Consider the following 18104-nt stretch of genomic DNA (forward strand, 5'->3'; position numbering starts at 1 on the left):
TAACCATCGTTATATTCCCAGGGTGACTACCGAGACCGGGACCAACATCCACAGCACGGCGGGCAAGCTGGCGGACCTGGAGCGCCGGGTCGACGAGGCGGTGCACGCCGGGTCGGCTCGCGCGGTCGAGAAGCAGCACGCGCGGGGCAAGAAGACCGCCCGCGAGCGGATCGAGATGCTGCTCGACGAGGGCTCCTTCGTCGAGCTTGACGAGCTGGCCCGCCACCGCTCCACCGCCTTCGGGCTGGACAAGAGCCGGCCGTACGGCGACGGTGTGGTCACCGGCTACGGCACCGTCGACGGCCGGCAGGTGTGCGTCTTCGCCCAGGACTTCACTGTCTTCGGTGGCTCGCTCGGTGAAGTCTTCGGCGAGAAGATCGTCAAGGTGATGGACCTCGCCATGAAGATCGGCTGCCCGGTGGTCGGCATCAACGACTCCGGCGGGGCGCGCATCCAGGAGGGCGTGGTCTCGCTCGGCCTGTACGGCGAGATCTTCTTCCGCAACGTCCGGGCCTCCGGCGTCATCCCGCAGATCTCGCTGGTGATGGGGCCCTGCGCCGGCGGCGCCGTCTACTCCCCCGCTGTCACCGACTTCACTGTGATGGTCGATCAGACCTCGCACATGTTCATCACCGGCCCGGACGTGATCAAGACGGTGACCGGCGAGGACGTCGGCATGGAGGAGTTGGGCGGGGCGCGCACGCACAACTCGCGCAGCGGCAACGCGCACTACCTCGCCTCCGACGAGGACGACGCGATCGACTACGTCAAGGCGCTGCTGTCGTACCTGCCGTCGAACAACCTCGACGAGCCGGTGGTTGTCGAGGCCCCCGCCTCGCTGGAGATCAGCGACGAGGACCGGGAACTGGACACGCTGATCCCGGACTCGGCAAACCAGCCCTACGACATCCAGAAGGTCATCGAGCACGTCCTCGACGACGGGGAGTTCCTGGAGGTCCAGCCGCTCTACGCGCAGAACATCGTTGTCGGCTACGGCCGCGTCGAGGGGCGCCCGGTCGGCGTGGTTGCCAACCAGCCGATGCACTTCGCCGGCACCTTGGACATCGCCGCCTCGGAGAAGGCCGCCCGGTTCGTCCGCACCTGCGACGCGTTCAACATCCCGGTGCTTACCTTCGTGGACGTTCCCGGCTTCCTGCCGGGCACCGGCCAGGAGTGGGACGGCATCATCCGCCGCGGCGCGAAACTCATCTACGCGTACGCCGAGGCGACAGTTCCCAAGGTCACCGTGATCACCCGCAAGGCGTACGGCGGCGCGTACGACGTGATGGGTTCCAAGCACCTGGGCGCGGACCTGAACTTCGCCTGGCCGACCGCGCAGATCGCGGTGATGGGAGCGCAGGGCGCGGTGAACATCCTCTACCGGTCGGACCTGGCCGGTGCCGAGGACCCGGCGGCGGTCCGGGCCGAGAAGATCGCGGAGTACGAGGACACCCTTGCCAACCCGTACGTGGCCGCCGAGCGTGGCTACATCGACGCGGTGATCCCGCCGCACGAGACGCGTACGCAGATCGTCCGGGCGCTGCGCGTCCTGCGTACCAAGCGCGAGACCCTTCCGCCGAAGAAGCACGGAAACATCCCCCTCTGACCCGTCGAGCCGCCCCTGGCCGTGGTCAGGGGCGGCCCCGGTCAGCAGGAGGGGACTGCGGCGCCGCACATCCGCTTGGCGGCGGCCCGGCCGAGTGCCTTGAGATCCGTGTCGCTCAGGCTCAGGTTGATGCCGGGCACCAGCACCGTGACCAGGTCGCCCACCCGGAGCACGAGGGTGGTGTCGACCCGTCCGCCGGGCCGCAGCTTCCTTCCGGCGGGCGGGCCGAGCGGGGCGGATGGCACGTGCCGCATCAGGATCGACTCGTCGCCGGCGAAGTTACTCGCCGCCGTCTCCCAGGAGTGGGCGATCTCGGCCGGCATCGTCTCGCCGTCGACCATTATGGACCCGGCGTAGTGCCACTTGCGGCAGGCGTCGAGCAGTGCCCTCAGCTGGACGAAGAGCTGGCCGCTTTCGGCCGGGTCGAGCCGGTAGACGTCCTGGCTCAGCTCCGCTCGCACCGGCCCGCCGCCGTCGGTGCTCGGTGACAGCAGGGTCTGCGACCGCGAGTAGCGGGAGTACGCGCGCACCTCCGGCACGCCGCGGTCGTCGCCGCACCGTTGCAGCATCGGGTCCAGCCGGACGACCTCGCCGAGGCCTGCGTCGCCGAGCTGCACACCGGTGACGACGGGAACCTCGCTCGGCGTCAGCAGCGACTCCTGTGGGATGTCCCCCGCGCTGGCAATGGTTCCGGAGGGTATCGGCACCGCCGTCTCGGCCGGTGTCGTCGTCCGGACCGTCAGTGCGTACGCCGGGCCGGTCACCGCCGCGAGCACCGCGACCGCCGCCAGCGCGGCCGTACGCCGGCTGCGCCGCCGGGCCCGGGCACGGATCTCCTGCGGCTCCGCCCACCGCACGTCGTTCAGGTCCCGGTGGACCCGTTCGACGAATGTCATGTCGTCACGCATCGGTTGCCTCCTCCAGGTCAGAGACGGCGAGCAGGCCGGCGAGCGCGGCGCGCCCCCGGGAGAGTCGGGCCTTGACGGTGCCCACCGGGGCCTCGGTTTCCCGGGCCACGTCGGCGACGGGCATGCCGACCAGGTAGTACAGCGCGATGGCGGTGCGTTGCTCCTCGGGCAGCCGGCGCAGGGCGGCGACCACCTCGACGGTGTCGGTGCCCGGCCCGGGGACGGCTTCGACGGCCCCGTGCCGCAGGTACGCGCGGGCGCGGCTGCGCAGGCTGCGCCACCGGCTGACCGCGACCCGGCTGGCCACCACACGTACCCACGCTTCGGGGTCGTCATACCTGCCGACGGTCGACCAGCGCTGCCAGGCACGGATGTACGCCTCCTGCACGGCGTCCTGCGCCTCGACCCGGTCCCCGGTCAGCGCGTAGACGAAACCGAGCAGCCGTTGCCGGCTTCCGCGGTAGAACTCGTCGAACCCGTCGACGTCCGGCACCCCGCTACCTCCCCGTGTCGGTCGCAGGGAACACGCGTCGGGGAGGTCGATCGGTTGCCCTGGCCAGCCGACCATCTGCCCCGGCCACTCTTTCCCGGGAAACGGGTCAGATGGTCAGACCTGCGTCGGTGAGGATCGGGCCGGCGAGCAGCAGGGCCCCGGCTACCAGGGCGGCGAGGTTGACGAGTGCGAAGACGCCGACCCAGAAGAGGGCCGGAAACGGGGTCAGTCCGGCGAGCTGGTCGGCGTCCGAGGCGGGCATCCGGCCGCGCGACCGCAGCCGCTGCAGCTCCACCACCGGCCGAACGCCGCCGAGCAGCAGGAACCACACCCCGGCGTACGCGAACGCGGCCTGCACCTGCGGAGTGGCGTACCAGGAGACGGCGAACACCACTGCGCCGGTGACCAGCAGCGACACCACGCCGAAAGCGTTGCGGATCATGACAAGCATGGCGAGCAGCAGCACCACCGCGACCCAGAGCAGCAGTGTGATCCGGTTGCCGCCGAGCAGCCAGGCGCCAGCCAGCCCGACAAGCGGCGGGGCGACGTAACCGGCGAGCAGGGTGAGGATCATTCCTGGTCCGGTGGGACGGCCGGCGGACAGCGTCAGCCCGGAGGTGTCCGAGTGCAGCCGGATGCCGTGCAGCTTCCGGCCGGTGAGCAGGGCGACGAGCGCGTGCCCGCCCTCGTGCGCGATGGTGATGGCGTTACGGGCGATCCGCCACGGCAGCCGCGTCGACACCACCACCAGCGCGACGGCGGCGGTGATCAGCACCAGCAGTGGGGGCGGGTCCGGCTGCGCGCCGAACAGCGTGTCCCACTTCTCGCCCAGTCCGTCGATCGACATCATGGGGCGCGAGCCTACCGGCGGCGTTCCGGTGTCGATTCCCGGCCACCGGCTCGTACGGTGCAGGGCTGCCGTCAACGGGGCGCACTGCGCCGTCGATGAAAGTTTCTTCTACGGGTCTTGCGATCTAGGGCACTTAGCTCCAAAGATGGGCATCAATAGCTGCGTCCATTGGAGGCACTCATGGCCCGTACCAGATCACCGCTGCGCCGCGTGCTCGCGGCCAGCCTCACCGTCCTCGCCACCGCGGCGACGGCTCTGGTCGCGACCGCCGGACCGGCGGCCGCGGCAACCACGCCCGGCATCGACGTGTCCCGCTACCAGGGCTCCATCAACTGGACAAGCGTCCGCAACGCCGGCATCCAGTTCGCGTTCATCAAGGCGACCGAGGGTACGAGCTACAAGGACCCGAACTTCAACGCGAACTACGTCAACGCGTACAACGCGGGGGTGATCCGCGGGGCGTACCACTTCGCCCGCCCGAACATCTCCGCCGGCTCGACCCAGGCCAACTACCTGGCTTCCAACGGCGGCGCGTGGTCGGCGGACAGCCGCACCCTGCCGGCCGCGCTGGACATCGAGGGCAACCCGTACAGCGGCGGCTACTGCTACGGCCTCAGCACCACGGCGATGCGCAACTGGGTGCAGGACTTCCTGAACACCTACCGCGCCCGCACCGGCCGGTACGCGGTCATCTACACCACCACGAGCTGGTGGAACCAGTGCACAGGCAGTTGGTCCGGCCCGTGGGGCAACCACCCGCTGTGGCTGGCCCGCTGGGCGAGCGCGCCGGGAACACTGCCGGCCGGCGCTCCAGTGTGGAGCTTCTGGCAGTACACCAGCACCGGCGCCGTCTCCGGGATCAGCGGCAACGTGGACCGCAACTACTGGAACGGTGACCGGAGCCGACTGATCGCGCTGGCCAACAACACGGCCTGACCGGGTCAGTTCGCCTGATCCGCCTGAACTCGCCTGGGGAGGCGGTTGGCGGCAGCGGGATCGGCTGTCACCACACGGTTGACAGTCGGTCCCGCTGCCGCCTTTTTCGCCAGTATCAGGTCAGGCTCGCCGCCGGCTCATCGCCGGCACCACAGGTGCGTCCTCACGGGCCAGGGCGGCCCGGCGGCTGAGCCGCCACGCAGCCACCCCACATGCGGCCACTGTCACGACGCCGAGCAGCGCGACGAGGACCGGCATTCCCACGCTGACCAGCAGCAGAACCGCGTCGCCGAGCGCGACGAGCATCCACAGTGCCAGCCGGGGCCGGGCGTCCCTCCGTCGGTGACCCATGTCGCGCCTCCTTCCGTCGTCGAAGGTCAGATACCCCGAACGACGCAAGAACATGCGAGAGAGGTTCGCGCAGGTGCGGAACGGGGGTCAGTTGACCCGGTCGGGCTCGAAGCCCTTGACGATCTGGTCGAAGTTGGCGAGGTTGGCCTGCCAGTCCTTCTCCGCGATCTCCCACCGGATGGCGTAGCCCCGGTTGCTGGCGGTTACGAAGCCCCGGTTGCGCACGTGGATACGGGTGTTGTCCCGGGTCTCCAACCACTCCCAGTCGGCGCAGGTCCGATACCAGTCGCAGGCCTTGATGCTGCCCACCAACTGGTAGTTGCTGACCAGATTCCGACGGTACGGTTCCTGGCCCCTCCAGTCGACGACCGCGTCCTTCTTCGGGCTGGGGGTCCACTGGACCAGCATCTTGCCAGGCCCGCCGGACTGGTTGAAGACGACCGTGTCCGAGCTGGTCTGACGGCCGCTCCAGCCGGGCGGAAGCGGGATGGAGAAGGTCGGCCCCCTGTGCAGCTTCCAGCCCGCCGGCAGGGCGTTCGGGTCGGCCGAGGGCGTGGCCGACGCCGTCGGACTGGGCGCGCCGGTGGTCGGCGGGGGTACGGCGGGAGCGGACGTCGGCGCCGGAGCGGTCGTCGCGGCATCGCCGGTCTGGCCGGCCTGCGGGGTGTCCGGGTCGTCGCCCCCGCCCAGTCTCGGCACGATCACCGCGAGACCGATCAGCAGGAGGGCCACCACGGCCCCGATCAGCACGTTGCGTCGGGTGTTGTTCGGCTTCGCACCTGTCGACGGCGGCACCGTGGCCCGCCCCGCCGGGCTGGCCGAGGGCATGACCGACGTCGGCGTGGACGGCGGCTTACGCTGCTCCGGCGCCACCGCCGCGCCGTCGACGGCCGTCGGCTCGTCGTCGCCCTTCGTCGTACCGTCACCGGTGTTGTCGCTCGCGGCCGCGACCTTCGCGGTCGGGTCCGCGTCGGACGTAGCCGTGCCGTCGATCTTCGCAGTCGGCTCGGCCGGCACCAGCGCGGTCGGCTCGGCATCCGCACCGGACGACACGGTCGCAGTCGGCGCGGCCTCGGCGGGGGCCGCGGCGACGGACGTGGCGGCGGCGACCGGCGGCGGAACCGACCTGTCCGCGGTGGCCTCGGCGGGCCGGGGCACCGGCACGTGCGGCGGGCGCGGCTCGCGCGGACCGTTCGGCCCCGGCCGGCGTACGCCATCAAGCAGTGAGATCCCGCGCGACCGCCTGCCGCCGGCGCGGCGCAGCATCCGCTCCGCGACCTCGGCGGTGATCCGCTCGTTCGGGTCCTTGCGCAGCAGCCCGTTGAGCACCGGCTTGAGCGGGCCGGCGTTCTTCGGCGGCGGCATCGGCTCGGTGGCCAGCGCGGCCAGCGTGGCGATTGCCGACGGCCGCGCGTACGGCGACTTGCCCTCCACCGCCGCATACAGCGTCGCGCCCAACGACCACAGGTCGGCCTCCGGCCCGGCGGTGCCCTCCCGGGCGCGTTCCGGAGAGATGTACGCAGGTGAACCGAGCACCATTCCGGTGCGGGTGACGTTGGGGTCGCCCGGGATGGTGGCGAGACCGAAATCGGTCAACACGACCCGCCCGTCGTCACCGAGCAGCACGTTGCCGGGCTTGACGTCGCGGTGCATGACGCCCGCCTTGTGGGCCGCGTTGAGCGCACCCAGGACGCCGAGCCCGATCTCGACCGCGCGGGCCGGCGTGACAGGGCCGTCCTCGGCGAGAGTGTCCTGCAACGACTTCGACGCCACATACTCCATGACGATCCACGGATCGCCATCCGTGCGCAGCACGTCGAAAATGCGCACCACGTTGGCGTGGTTGAGCCGGGCGATCGCCCGCGCCTCGCGCAACGAACGCTCCCGCATCTCGCGGCGTTCCTCGTCGGTGAGGCCCGGCGGCGGCACCAACTCCTTGATCGCGACGTCCCGGTGCAACACCTCGTCGCGCGCCTTCCACACCCGGCCCATGCCGCCCTGGCCGAGCGGCGATAGAAGCCGGTATCGGTCAGCGACGAGTTGGGGAAGCGCGTTCGACATCGGTGTGACGGTACCCGGACCCGCCGACGCTCACACCGCCGGCACGCCACTGTGCGCATCAGGTGACTTCGGGCCGCGTACCCTGGCGGCATGTCTGCCGACCAGCCACTGTTCCGGGTCGTCCGCGGCGTGCCCACCGCCGAGGAACTGGCCGCCCTGGTGGGGGCGATCATCGTCCGCTCCCGCCCGTCCGCCACCCCTCCGCCGGTGGCCACGTCCGCCTGGGCACACAGCGGACGCCCGGCCGCCCGCACCACGTGGCGCACCGCCGGCCTCCCCCGCTGACACGGTCGCCTGGCGGGGCTGCCAGGGGCGAGCGGAGCCGTTAATCTCACTCAGGGAAACGGTGCCGTGACGGTAGGGAGGATCGATGATCCCCGAAGAAGACGCGCCAGCGCCCTGGCTGCGCAACTACGGCGGCATCGAGGCCGACATCCGACAGCTCCGGGACTTCGCCGACCGGCTCGCCGCTGAGGTCCACCGCAACTACGCGCCCCACCTGTCGTACATCGCCGACGACATGTCCGCGAAAGTGCCGAACCCCTGCGACGCCTTCGTCGAACTGGTCACCTTCCTGCAAGCCCACCACGAGACGCAGCAGGCCACCACCGACATGGTGTACGCCGTCCGGGGCGCCACCGGCCACCTCGCCGCCGTCGCCGACCGGGTCGCCACGCAGTACGCCGACTCCGACGCCTTCTCCGCAGCACGCGCCTCGGACGTCCAGCGAGCCCTCGCCGACCCGAGCACCGCCCTGCACGGCAGCCGAACACCGACACTGAGCGACCCCACAGGCCCCGACAGCCAGAAGCCGGTGATCCTACCGTGATCGAACGGGGCAGCGGCCGCACCTCCGGCCTCACCGACTGGCAACTGATGGACGTCAACAGCATGTGGGCGTGCCTCCAGGACCACGACACCACAAACCACTGGAAGCAGGTCGCCGGCTGGCGCAAGGTCTGCGACCTCGCCCAGATCCACCTCGGCCGGCTCCAGGAATACCGCCGCGGTCTCGCCGAAGCCTGGCCACCCGAAACCAGCGCCGCCTCCAGCACGTACCTCGCCCAACTCGACGAACTCATCGACAAGGTGCGGCACACCCACGACGCAGCGGCAGCCAACTACACCGCGCTGTCCGCCGCCACCCAGGCCATCGGCACCACCCGCGCCGCGCTCCGCAAGGTCCACGAGGAGTACGCCGCCAAACTCCAGCGGAAGCAGGCGTTCGAGACCATCGCCGCCGACCCCAAAGCGGTAATGGGCAACCGGGCAACCGAGTCACCGGTGACCGATGCGGAGCTGGAGCGGCTGAATGTGCGGGCGCGGGCGATGATGTTCAGCTTGAGCGGCGAACTCCAACAAGCCCAAGCCACTCTCCAAAAACCTCCAGCGCCACCGAAGAGTTCAAGGCAGCAAGGGGACCCTGATGTATACGGCGAACATGCCGTCCCGGCCATTCCTCCAATCACGCCAGTACCTCTGCCCAACATCACGTCCAGCTCGGGGAAGACGCACAAAGGAGGGCCCCTTCCACCTGCAGTTCCTTCAGTATCAGCCATTGGCCCCGTACTAGGCGGAGCTGCCGCTGGCCCGGGTTCACCCTCCGGCATCGCAGCCTTACCCAGCATTCAGACGTCGGGAGTGGTTGGATCCTCCACCTCAATCGGGCCTGGAGCCTTGCCCGATTCAGCTCTAGCGCCCGGAGGCCCGCCAGCCTCCGCAAAGATCAGGCCGACCCCGCCCGGGTCGCCTGGGTGGTCGAACAGCGCGAACCCTCCCCGCCCCACACCGCCGGCTCGATCAGCGCTTCCTCCTGGAGGCATCATCGGGGGAATTCCTGGATTGACGCACGGTCAGCCCATCAACAACTCCACTCCGGCTCGACGGGTTAATCCCATCGGAGGGGTCATTGGTGGCGGCGCCGGCACTGCCCCGAGTGGCGCAGCGGGGTCCCGACCAGGTGGAGCCCGCGCCATTAGTGGCTACCCTAATCCTCCAATCGGCGGGGCACCGGGGTTGAACGGGGGCACCAGTCGACCGAGTGCCTACTCAGATGCCAAAGAGCAGCCACGCCGGTGGGATCCGGATCATCCTTGGGAGTTAGATTCAGGGGTGGCCCCGGTAGTGTTCCCACCGAAAGAGGACGGACCGATAGACCCCGGCCCAGCTATCGGCTTCCAGAGGTGATCCGAATCGGGCAGAGCGTTTTGCCGCTCGCTCTAGTCGCGATATTAATTCCCGGAGGGCATGCACACCTGCCGCTAGCTGCGGATAGAATTCGCGGGGATCAGTGGCATCTCCTTTCTTTGCAGGCCTCCGCAGCGCATTTAGTTAGCCAAGGATCCGGCGTAGTGGTGGCGGTGCCGGATACCGGGGTCGACCCTCACCCCGACCTACGCGAGAACCTCCTTCGAGGAATCGATTTAGTCACAGGAGGAGATGGCGACGGCCACGAAGATCGAGACAGCCATGGAACATCGATGGCTGGCCTCATAGCTGCGCATGGGAGACCGAACAACCGTGGCGCACTTGGAATTGCACCGAGGGCAAAGATCCTTCCAATCCGCGACACTCCGCCCGGCGGAACCGGCGACCCCGACGCCTTAGCCGCCGGTATCGAGTTCGCGATCGAAAGCGGCGCAGACGTCATAAGCATCTCGGCTACTGCCGGAGCAACTGTCCGGCTTCAGCAAGCGCTAAGAGCGGCACAAGATGCCGACATTGTCCTGGTAGCCGCAGCTGGCAACTCGCCCCCAGATGTCGCCGTGTGCTACCCAGCGAGCGAAGAGGGTGTTATCGCCGTTGGCGGTGTCGACCGTGATGGGCGGCACGCTGCTATCTCTGTAACCGGCCCGGAAGTCGACCTCGTCGCACCGGCGGTCGACATCTACAGCACCAGCTACAACGGGAAGTATTCGAAAGGCACCGGCACCTCGAGTGCGACGGCGATTGTCGCGGGGGCGGCGGCGTTGATCAGGTCGAAGTATCCCCACCTGCCCGCGCAGGAGGTAGCGCACCGGCTCACCGCTACCGCCATCGATAAGGGTCCGCCCGGACGGGACGACGAGTACGGGTACGGGGTTATCGACCTCGTGGCAGCGCTGACGGCAGACGTACCCCCGCTGGGGTTTGAATCGGTGAGCGCTCCAGCCGGGGGCGGCGCGAGTACGACGGCCGTTGCCCAGCCGGGTGATGACGGCCCGGCGACCGTACGTGGGCTCGTCACTCTCGGCGTGATCGTGGCCGCCGGTGTCGGATGGGCGCTGGTGCTGCGCCGCAGGCGTCGTGGCGACGATCCGCCGCCGAGGATCAGTCGCTGACGTGGTGATCGACTCGGGTTCCTTGAAATCGGGCTATCCCACAGCCCCAGACACCGCGATATCAAGGAGCCCGAGTGGATCAAGGGGTTTCGCGGGCTGGCGCCGGCGGTTGGCACCGTGTCGGCTGTGCGGGCGGCGCGGGGGGAGGCGGTAACGTCGGGCGGGTGTCTGATTCTCTGCCGCTCCGCCTTGTGCTCGCTTCGGCTAGCCCTGCCCGCCGAAAGTTACTCCAGGCCGCCGGTATTGAGCCGGATGTGCTGGTCAGCGGGGTTGACGAGTCACTGGTGGTGACCGACCGGGCTGAGGACCTGTGCCTGGAGCTGGCACGCCTCAAGGCGCAGGCGGTGTTGACCAGGCTGAGCCCGGCCACCCCGCCCACCAGCCCGAGCCCTGGTACCGACCCCGGCCTCAGCGCCAGCCCCGGCACCGGCACCGGCACCGGCACCGATCAACGGACACTGGTGATCGGTTGTGACTCGGTGCTCGCGTTCGACGGGGAGATCCTCGGTAAGCCTGCGGATCCGGCGGACGCCACCCGACGCTGGCAGCGGATGCGAGGGCGCAGCGGTGTACTGCACAGCGGGCACTGTCTGATCGACGTGGCGGCTGGGCGACGCGCGGAGGCCGTCGCTTCGACGACTGTCCACTTCGCGGACATCAGCGACGACGAAATCGCCGCGTACGTCGCCAGTGGGGAGCCGCTGGCGGTGGCCGGCGCGTTCACCATCGACGGGTTGGGTGGGCCGTTCGTGGAGCGGATCGAGGGTGATCCGGGAACGGTCGTCGGCCTGTCGATGCCGCTGCTGCGTCGCCTTCTCGCCGAGTTGGGCCTACAGATCACCGACTTGTGGACAAAGGTCGCGCCGGGCGGTCAATCGGTCGAGCCGCTCGGTAACGTCCGGGCATGACCACCAAGTCGATCCCGCTCACCGACGAGCTGCACACGTACCTGGTCGCGCACGGCGCCCCACCCGACGAGATCATCCGGGATCTGGCCGAGGAGACCCGGTCGGTGCTGCCGGACCAAGCGACAATGCAGGTAGCGCCGGAGCAGGCCGCGTTCCTGACCTTCCTGACCAGGCTGCTCGACGTACGGCAGGCGGTCGAGGTCGGCACGTTCACAGGGCTGTCGTCCCTCGCGATCGCCCGGGGTCTGCCCGACGGTGGCCGGTTGACCTGCTTCGACATCTCCGAGGAGTTCACCGGCATTGCCCGGCGTTACTGGGCTCGGGCCGGCGTGCAGGACCGGATCGACCTGCGGATCGGCCCGGCCGCAGACCGGCTGCGGGAGTTGCCGCATGAACGGCACCTGGACTTTGCGTTCATCGACGCGGACAAGACGGGGTACCCGGTCTACTGGGCGGAGTTGGTGCCGCGGATGCGCCCCGGCGGGGTGATCGCTGTGGACAATGTGCTGCGCGGCGGCCGGGTGATCGCCCCGCAGGACGAGAGCGACCGGGCCATCGCCGCGTTCAACGACGAGGTCCTCGCCGACGTACGGGTGGACCCGGTGATGCTTCCGATCGCAGACGGCCTGACCCTCGCCCGGGTGCACTGAGGAAGGCCACCACCACGCGGCAATCGGGGTGCCCCGAACGAACGACAGGGCACCCCGAGAACCTGAGCGTCAGCGGACGCTGCGGGCGAACTGGCGGGCCGCCCAGAAAACACCAAGGGCGGCGAGTACGGCGGTGATGGCAAGGCCCTGCCAGACCTTGTCGCTGCCCAGGTCACCGGCGAACAGCGCCCGGGTGCCGTCGACCGCCCAGGAGAACGGGTTCCAGTCGGCGATGCCCTGCAACCAGCCGGGTGCGAAGGTCAGCGGCAGCAGGATGCCGGAGAGCAGCAGCACGGGCTGTGCCACCGTGTTCATCAGCGGAGCAAGGGCATCCTCGCTCTTGACCTTGAGCGCGACGCCGTACGAGACGGCCGAGGTCATGAGGGCGATCAGGGCGAGCATCAGGTACGCCAGCAGCAGGTCACCGATGAACACCCGCAGGTCGAACAGGAGCGCCAGCAGGGTGATGATGACTGCCTGCACGAGGAGCGAGACCACGTCGCGCAGCGAACGACCGAGCAGCAGGGCGAGCCGGCTGATCGGGGTGACCCGGGAGCGTTCGATGATGCCGGCGCGCAGCTCGGCGATCAGGCCGAAGCCCTGGAACAGGCCGCCGAAGATGGCAAGCAGCACCAGCAGGCCCGGTACGAAGATCTTGTAGGCGGCGGCCTGGGTTGGCGCGTTGAGTGCCGGCTTGAGCAGCGGGGCGAAGAGCAGCAGGTACATCACCGGCTGGAACACGCCGACGAAGACCCAGACCGGGTTGCGCAGCAGGAGTTGGGTCTGCCGCTCGAAGATCAGCCACGTGTCACGGGCGAGTTTCATGAGTCGTCTCTCCGGTGGTCAGGACTCGCGCAGCGAGCGGCCGGTCTTGGTCAGGAAGACGTCGTCCAGGCTGGGTCGGTGCAGCTCGATCGAGCGCAGCTCCAACCCGGCGTGGTCGAGTCGGCGCAGCACCTGCGGGATGACGGTGGCGCCCTCGTCGACGTAGAGACGCAGGCCGCCTTCGTCGGCGGTTTCCAGCTTGTTGACGTACGGCTCGCCGTCGAGCGCCTGAGCGGCCTGCGGTGTGGCGGCCAGGTCGAGACCGACAAGGACCACGTCGCCGGAGATCTCGCGCTTGAGCTCGGCGGGGGTGCCCTCGGCGACGACCTCGCCGTTGTCCATGATCGCGATGCGGTCGCAGAGCGCGTCGGCTTCGTCGAGGTAGTGCGTGGTGATGAAGACGGTCATCCCGTCGGCGCGCAGCCGCCGGATCTCGTCCCACATGTGCGCGCGGCTCTGCGGATCGAGGCCGGTGGTCGGCTCGTCCAGGAAGACGATCTTCGGCTCGTGGATGATGCCGAGCGCGATCTCCACACGCCGTCGCTGGCCGCCGGAGTAGGTCTTGCACTTGCGGTCGGCGTACTCGGTCAGTTGGAAGGCGGCAAGGGCGCGGGCGGCGCGCTGCTGCGCGTCGGCCTTGCTGATGCCGTACATCCGGGCGTGCAGCACCAGCTCCTCGCGGGCTGTGGACTCGTCCCAGGTGCTGCCGCCCTGCGGGACGTAGCCGATCCGGCGGCGCACCTCGGCGGGAGATTTGCGCAGGTCGGCGCCGGCGATTGTGGCGTCGCCGCCGTCGGGCTCGATGAGCGTGGCGAGCATCCGCAGGGTGGTGGTCTTGCCGGCGCCGTTGGGGCCGAGGAAGCCGAAGATCTCGCCCTCGGCGACCTTGAGGTCGACACCGCGTACGGCGTCCACCGTCTTCGTCTCTCGACCCGCGCGGGAGCGGAACGACTTCCGCAGCCCCCTGGTCTCGATCATTTCTGCTCCTGGTCGTTCGGGCCGGTCAGCCGGCTGCCGAGTGGGACCACGCCGGACGGCGCACTCCCCCGCTGTGCCGTCAGCAGGTTAACGCGATATAACTTTTGTAGTCAACGTTGATTATTACGCGTTAGGTGCGGGCCTCTCCTCGCCGTCCCGCCACCCCGGCCAACCATCCGCGTTCTCCAGCTCAGCAGGCAGGTACGACACTCCGGACTCGACACGTTCCGCGATCCGCTCGCACCAGGCGATCTCCGCCTCCGCGCGGGCGGACCAGAGTTCCATCATCCAAGTGACGTGCACCGGCTTGGCGCTGCGAATCCAGTCCGAGTCGAGCGAGGCACGCATCGAGGCGACGTTGGCGCGGAGGAGGTTGGCCCGGTTCCGCAGGGCCGCGGCCGCCTCGGAACGGGGCATCGCCGGCAGGAAGGAGAACGCCGCCGTGAAGGGGTCGGGCGGCTCGCTGAGGTTCCACCAGAGGTTGCGCAGCAACGTCTCGAACTCATCGTCCCCCTTGGGGGTCACCTCGTATGTGGTCCGCGCCGGACGAGCGCCGACCTGCTCGGTCGCGACGGCCTTGAGCAGACCCTCCTCGGTGAGTTTGCGCAGTGCGTGGTAGATCGACCCAGGCTGCACGTTGGCCCACTTGTCCGCGCTCCAGCTGAGCAGCTCACGGCGCACGTCGTAGCCGTGCACGGGCTGCATCCACCGCACCAGACCGAGAATCATCATCCGAGTCGCAGACACTCGATAAGCGTAATAGACAAGTTTGACTACTGCCCTAGGTCAACAGTGCGGCATCCCACACTGAGCGCCCGTTAGGGTTGCCTGCGTGACCGCTAAACTCCCGGTCAGTAACCTGCCGGGAGGAGTCACAAAGGTGCGCAAGGTACTGATTGCCAACCGCGGAGAGATCGCTGTCCGGGTTGTCCGCGCCTGCCGTGACGCCGGCCTGAGCAGTGTCGCGGTGTACGCGGACTCCGACCGCGACGCCCTGCACGCCACTCTGGCCGACGAGGCGTACGCCCTCGGCGGAGACAGCGCCGCCGACACGTACCTGCGCATCGACAAGCTGCTCGACGTCGCCGCACGGGCCGGCGCTGACGCCGTACACCCGGGTTATGGGTTTCTCAGTGAGAACGCCGACTTCGCCCAGGCGGTCATCGACGCCGGGCTCACCTGGATCGGCCCCACCCCGCAGGCGATCCGCGACCTGGGCGACAAGGTCACCGCGCGGCACATCGCGCAGCGGGCGGGCGCTCCGTTGGTGCCTGGCACGCCGGACCCGGTGGCCAGCCCCGACGAGGTGATGGCGTTCGCCGTCGACCATGGCCTGCCGGTCGCCATCAAGGCCGCCTTCGGTGGTGGCGGGCGCGGGCTCAAGGTGGCCCGCACCATGGAGGAGATCCCGCAGCTCTTCGAGTCGGCCACCCGGGAGGCGGTCGCGGCGTTCGGCCGGGGCGAGTGCTTCGTCGAGCGGTACCTGGACAAGCCGCGGCACGTCGAGGCACAGGTCCTCGCGGACCAGCACGGCAACGTGATCGTGGTGGGCACCCGGGACTGCTCGTTGCAGCGACGCCACCAGAAGCTCGTCGAGGAGGCGCCCGCGCCGTTCCTCACCGACGCCCAGCGGGCGCAGATCCACGACAGCGCCAAGTCGATCTGCCGCGAGGCCGGCTACCACGGTGCCGGCACCGTGGAATACCTGGTCGGCGTGGACGGCACGATCTCCTTCCTGGAGGTCAACACCCGGCTCCAGGTCGAGCACCCGGTCACCGAGGAGACCGCAGGCATCGACCTGGTCCGTGAGCAGTTCCGCATCGCCGATGGCGAGAAGCTGCGGATCACCGAGGACCCGGCGCCGCGCGGGCACTCGATCGAGTTCCGGATCAACGGCGAGGACCCGGGCCGCAACTTCCTGCCCGCCCCGGGCACTGTCACCGCGCTGCGCCTGCCCAGCGGCCCAGGGGTGCGTGTCGACACCGGCATCTCGGCCGGCGACGTGATCGGCGGCAACTTCGACTCGCTGCTCGCCAAGGTGATCATCACCGGTGAGACGCGGACCGAGGCGCTGGAGCGTGCCCGCCGCGCGCTTGACGAGATGGTGCTCGACGGGATGGCCACCGCTCTGCCGTTCCACCGGCTCGTGGTGCGCGACGAGGCGTTCACCGCCGAGCCGTTCAGCGTGCACACCCGGTGGATCGAGACCGAGTTCGACAACACCGTGCCGCCGTTCGCCGCCGCCGTCGGCGCCGCCGAGGCGCCGGCCGAACGCGAGACCGTCGTGGTCGAGGTGGGCGGCAAGCGCCTCGAGGTGAGCCTCCCCGCAGGCTTCGGCGGGGGCACGCCCGCAGCCGCGCCCGCAGCCCGCAAGCCGACCCGGCGTGGCGGTGGTGCCAAGGGTGGCGCGGCGGTCGGCGGCGACGCGCTCACCTCGCCCATGCAGGGCACCATCGTCAAGATCGCGGTCGCGGACGGCGACACCGTGGCCGAGGGTGACCTGGTCGTGGTGCTGGAGGCGATGAAGATGGAGCAGCCGTTGCACGCCCACAAGGCGGGCACTGTCAGCGGGCTCAGCGCGGATGTCGGCGCGGTAATCACCGCCGGTGCACCCATCTGCACAATCGCCTGAAGGAAGGGCACCTTATTAACGCCTGGTGCATAAGAAGGGGCCCTTCCTAACGCTTGGCCAGCCGCGAGGAGCGCGTCGCGGGAGTGGTTTGCGGCACCGACGTGGGCGCGGGTGGCCGGGGGCGGGAATGATGGCCGGGTGCGTTTCCTTCACGGCGCGGCCCCCGCGCACGACCTGACCTACACCGACGTCTTCATGGCGCCGGCCCGCTCCGACCTCGGATCCCGGCTCGACGTCGACCTGTCCACCGGCGACGGCACCGGCACCACCATTCCGCTCGTGGTGTCGAACATGACGGCGGTCGCCGGGCGGCGGATGGCCGAGACGGTGGCCCGGCGGGGCGCGATCACCGTGATCCCGCAGGACATCCCGATCGAGGTGGTCGCGAACGTCGTCGCGTGGGTCAAGCAGCGCCACCTGGTCTACGACACGCCAATCACCCTCGGCCCGACCGAGACCGTCGGAGACGCCATCCACCTGCTGCCTAAGCGTGCGCACGGCGCGGTGATCGTTGTCGACGAAGCGGGACGGCCGCTGGGTGTGGTCACCGAGGCGGACACCGTGGGCGTGGACCGGTTCGCCCAACTGCGGCACGTGATGTCCACAGCGCTGCACACCGTCCCGGCGGACGCGGACCCGCGTACCGGCTTCGACCTGCTCTCCGCCGGCCGTCGCCGCCTCGCCCCCGTGGTGGACGCCGACGGCCGCCTGGTCGGGGTGCTCACCAGGCAGGGAGCGCTGCGCGCCACCCTCTACACGCCTGCGGTGGACGCCAAGGGCCGGCTGCGCATCGCCGCGGCGGTCGGGATCAACGGGGACGTCACCGGCAAGGCCCGCGCCCTGCTGGAGGCCGGGGTGGACACGCTTGTCGTGGACACCGCGCACGGCCACCAGGAGCGGATGATCTCGGCGCTGCGGGCGGTCCGGAAGCTGGACCCGGGCGTCCCGGTGGCGGCCGGCAACGTGGTCACCGCCGAGGGGGTACGCGACCTGGTCGAGGCGGGTGCCGACATCATCAAGGTCGGCGTCGGGCCGGGTGCCATGTGTACGACCCGGATGATGACCGGTGTGGGGCGCCCGCAGTTCTCCGCAGTGCTCGACTGCTCGGCGGCGGCCCGGGAGCTGGGTCGGCACGTCTGGGCCGACGGCGGCGTACGGCACCCGCGCGACGTGGCGCTGGCACTCGCGGCCGGCGCGTCGAACGTGATGATCGGCTCGTGGTTCGCCGGCACCTGCGAGTCGCCCGGTGACCTGTACACCGAGGCCGACGGCCGGCGGTACAAGGAGAGCTTCGGGATGGCCTCGGCGCGTGCGGTAAGCGCCCGTACCGCCGACGACAGCGCGTACGACCGGGCCCGCAAGGCTGTGTTCGAGGAGGGCATCTCCTCGGCCCGCATGTATCTGGATCCGGCCCGGCCCGGCGTCGAGGACCTGATCGACGAGATCATCGCCGGGGTGCGCAGCGCCTTCACCTATGCGGGCGCGCGGGACCTGACCCAGTTCCACGAGCGGGCGATCGTCGGCGTGCAGAGCGCCGCCGGCTTCACCGAGGGAATGCCGCTGCCCACGAGCTGGTAGCGCTGCGG

17 protein-coding genes are annotated in these 18104 nt (G+C 69.6%); 9 read left to right on the forward strand and 8 right to left on the reverse strand.

From position 1 onward, the window contains the following. Positions 1-22 precede the first annotated feature (22 nt). The gene (locus tag ACLQ23_RS01845) at positions 23-1606 is read left to right on the forward strand and encodes an acyl-CoA carboxylase subunit beta (protein ID WP_355592492.1); all 1584 of its coding nucleotides are present in this window, start codon (positions 23-25) and stop codon (positions 1604-1606) included. Positions 1607-1647: 41 nt separating this feature from the next. Here the strand turns inward: ACLQ23_RS01845 and ACLQ23_RS01850 are convergent, their stop codons facing one another. The 3 genes from ACLQ23_RS01850 to ACLQ23_RS01860 all read right to left on the reverse strand — a co-directional run bounded on the left by ACLQ23_RS01850 (position 1648) and on the right by ACLQ23_RS01860 (position 3857). Continuing rightward, positions 1648-2514, reverse strand: a complete 867-nt coding sequence (locus ACLQ23_RS01850; protein WP_355592494.1) for a hypothetical protein — start codon at positions 2512-2514, stop codon at positions 1648-1650. Beyond that, positions 2507-3007 carry a sigma factor-like helix-turn-helix DNA-binding protein gene (locus ACLQ23_RS01855; RefSeq protein WP_053659387.1) on the reverse strand — a complete coding sequence of 167 codons (501 nt, stop codon included), beginning with the start codon at positions 3005-3007 and terminating at the stop codon, positions 2507-2509. The genes ACLQ23_RS01850 and ACLQ23_RS01855 overlap by 8 nt, the downstream gene beginning before the upstream one ends. A 106-nt stretch (positions 3008-3113) precedes the next feature. After that, positions 3114-3857, reverse strand: a complete 744-nt coding sequence (locus ACLQ23_RS01860; RefSeq protein WP_355592496.1) for a M50 family metallopeptidase — start codon at positions 3855-3857, stop codon at positions 3114-3116. Positions 3858-4037: 180 nt separating this feature from the next. Here ACLQ23_RS01860 and ACLQ23_RS01865 point away from each other — a divergent pair, with 180 nt between their 5' ends. After that, a complete protein-coding gene (locus ACLQ23_RS01865; protein WP_355592498.1) occupies positions 4038-4793 on the forward strand; it encodes a GH25 family lysozyme in 756 nt (251 codons plus the stop codon). Between the two features lie 120 nt (positions 4794-4913). Here the strand turns inward: ACLQ23_RS01865 and ACLQ23_RS01870 are convergent, their stop codons facing one another. Both ACLQ23_RS01870 and ACLQ23_RS01875 read right to left on the reverse strand, forming a co-directional pair. Beyond that, the gene (locus tag ACLQ23_RS01870; protein WP_355592500.1) at positions 4914-5144 is read right to left on the reverse strand and encodes a hypothetical protein; all 231 of its coding nucleotides are present in this window, start codon (positions 5142-5144) and stop codon (positions 4914-4916) included. Positions 5145-5231: 87 nt separating this feature from the next. Further along, positions 5232-7205, reverse strand: coding sequence for a serine/threonine-protein kinase (locus tag ACLQ23_RS01875; protein ID WP_355592502.1), 1974 nt, complete (start codon positions 7203-7205; stop codon positions 5232-5234). 90 nt (positions 7206-7295) lie between these two features. Here ACLQ23_RS01875 and ACLQ23_RS01880 point away from each other — a divergent pair, with 90 nt between their 5' ends. From ACLQ23_RS01880 to ACLQ23_RS01900, 5 genes are all read left to right on the forward strand, one after another. Further along, positions 7296-7490: an acyl-CoA carboxylase subunit epsilon gene (locus ACLQ23_RS01880; protein WP_355592504.1), complete on the forward strand. Its 195-nt coding sequence runs from the start codon at positions 7296-7298 to the stop codon at positions 7488-7490. Positions 7491-7575: 85 nt separating this feature from the next. Further along, the gene (locus ACLQ23_RS01885; protein WP_425880263.1) at positions 7576-8034 is read left to right on the forward strand and encodes a hypothetical protein; all 459 of its coding nucleotides are present in this window, start codon (positions 7576-7578) and stop codon (positions 8032-8034) included. A gap of 1399 nt (positions 8035-9433) precedes the next feature. Continuing rightward, a complete protein-coding gene (gene mycP / locus ACLQ23_RS01890; protein WP_355630172.1) occupies positions 9434-10525 on the forward strand; it encodes a type VII secretion-associated serine protease mycosin in 1092 nt (363 codons plus the stop codon). A gap of 164 nt (positions 10526-10689) precedes the next feature. Beyond that, complete coding sequence (locus ACLQ23_RS01895; RefSeq protein ID WP_425880264.1) at positions 10690-11433, forward strand: Maf family protein; 744 nt, start codon at positions 10690-10692, stop codon at positions 11431-11433. Next, positions 11430-12083 carry an O-methyltransferase gene (locus tag ACLQ23_RS01900; protein ID WP_355592512.1) on the forward strand — a complete coding sequence of 218 codons (654 nt, stop codon included), beginning with the start codon at positions 11430-11432 and terminating at the stop codon, positions 12081-12083. Before ACLQ23_RS01895 ends, ACLQ23_RS01900 begins: the two co-directional genes overlap by 4 nt. A gap of 69 nt (positions 12084-12152) precedes the next feature. Here the strand turns inward: ACLQ23_RS01900 and ACLQ23_RS01905 are convergent, their stop codons facing one another. From ACLQ23_RS01905 to ACLQ23_RS01915, 3 genes are all read right to left on the reverse strand, one after another. Next, the gene (locus ACLQ23_RS01905; RefSeq protein WP_053659366.1) at positions 12153-12908 is read right to left on the reverse strand and encodes an ABC transporter permease; all 756 of its coding nucleotides are present in this window, start codon (positions 12906-12908) and stop codon (positions 12153-12155) included. 18 nt (positions 12909-12926) lie between these two features. After that, positions 12927-13886 (reverse strand): ATP-binding cassette domain-containing protein, encoded by a 960-nt coding sequence (locus ACLQ23_RS01910; protein ID WP_355592514.1) that lies wholly within the window; start codon positions 13884-13886, stop codon positions 12927-12929. Positions 13887-14009: 123 nt separating this feature from the next. After that, on the reverse strand, positions 14010-14618 hold the full coding sequence (locus ACLQ23_RS01915; RefSeq protein ID WP_355592843.1) for a PadR family transcriptional regulator: 609 nt from the start codon (positions 14616-14618) through the stop codon (positions 14010-14012). A 148-nt stretch (positions 14619-14766) separates the two neighbouring features. Between ACLQ23_RS01915 and ACLQ23_RS01920 the strand changes: the two genes are divergently transcribed. Together ACLQ23_RS01920 and ACLQ23_RS01925 are read left to right on the forward strand one after the other, a co-directional pair. Beyond that, a complete protein-coding gene (locus ACLQ23_RS01920) occupies positions 14767-16518 on the forward strand; it encodes an acetyl/propionyl/methylcrotonyl-CoA carboxylase subunit alpha (RefSeq protein ID WP_355592516.1) in 1752 nt (583 codons plus the stop codon). A gap of 138 nt (positions 16519-16656) precedes the next feature. After that, on the forward strand, positions 16657-18096 hold the full coding sequence (locus ACLQ23_RS01925; protein WP_355592518.1) for a GuaB1 family IMP dehydrogenase-related protein: 1440 nt from the start codon (positions 16657-16659) through the stop codon (positions 18094-18096). Positions 18097-18104 lie beyond the last annotated feature (8 nt).

This window comes from Micromonospora sp. DT41, assembly GCF_049841715.1.
GTDB lineage: Bacteria > Actinomycetota > Actinomycetes > Mycobacteriales > Micromonosporaceae > Micromonospora > Micromonospora profundi.

Coding starts and splice junctions, on each gene's coding strand:
- ACLQ23_RS01850 (WP_355592494.1), bottom strand. CDS start 2,514: ATGCGTGACGACATGACATTCGTCGAACGGGTCCACCGGGACCTGAAC.
- ACLQ23_RS01860 (WP_355592496.1), bottom strand. CDS start 3,857: ATGATGTCGATCGACGGACTGGGCGAGAAGTGGGACACGCTGTTCGGC.
- ACLQ23_RS01865 (WP_355592498.1), top strand. CDS start 4,038: ATGGCCCGTACCAGATCACCGCTGCGCCGCGTGCTCGCGGCCAGCCTC.
- ACLQ23_RS01870 (WP_355592500.1), bottom strand. CDS start 5,144: ATGGGTCACCGACGGAGGGACGCCCGGCCCCGGCTGGCACTGTGGATG.
- ACLQ23_RS01875 (WP_355592502.1), bottom strand. CDS start 7,205: ATGTCGAACGCGCTTCCCCAACTCGTCGCTGACCGATACCGGCTTCTA.
- ACLQ23_RS01880 (WP_355592504.1), top strand. CDS start 7,296: ATGTCTGCCGACCAGCCACTGTTCCGGGTCGTCCGCGGCGTGCCCACC.
- ACLQ23_RS01885 (WP_425880263.1), top strand. CDS start 7,576: ATGATCCCCGAAGAAGACGCGCCAGCGCCCTGGCTGCGCAACTACGGC.
- ACLQ23_RS01900 (WP_355592512.1), top strand. CDS start 11,430: ATGACCACCAAGTCGATCCCGCTCACCGACGAGCTGCACACGTACCTG.
- ACLQ23_RS01905 (WP_053659366.1), bottom strand. CDS start 12,908: ATGAAACTCGCCCGTGACACGTGGCTGATCTTCGAGCGGCAGACCCAA.
- ACLQ23_RS01910 (WP_355592514.1), bottom strand. CDS start 13,886: ATGATCGAGACCAGGGGGCTGCGGAAGTCGTTCCGCTCCCGCGCGGGT.
- ACLQ23_RS01915 (WP_355592843.1), bottom strand. CDS start 14,618: ATGATGATTCTCGGTCTGGTGCGGTGGATGCAGCCCGTGCACGGCTAC.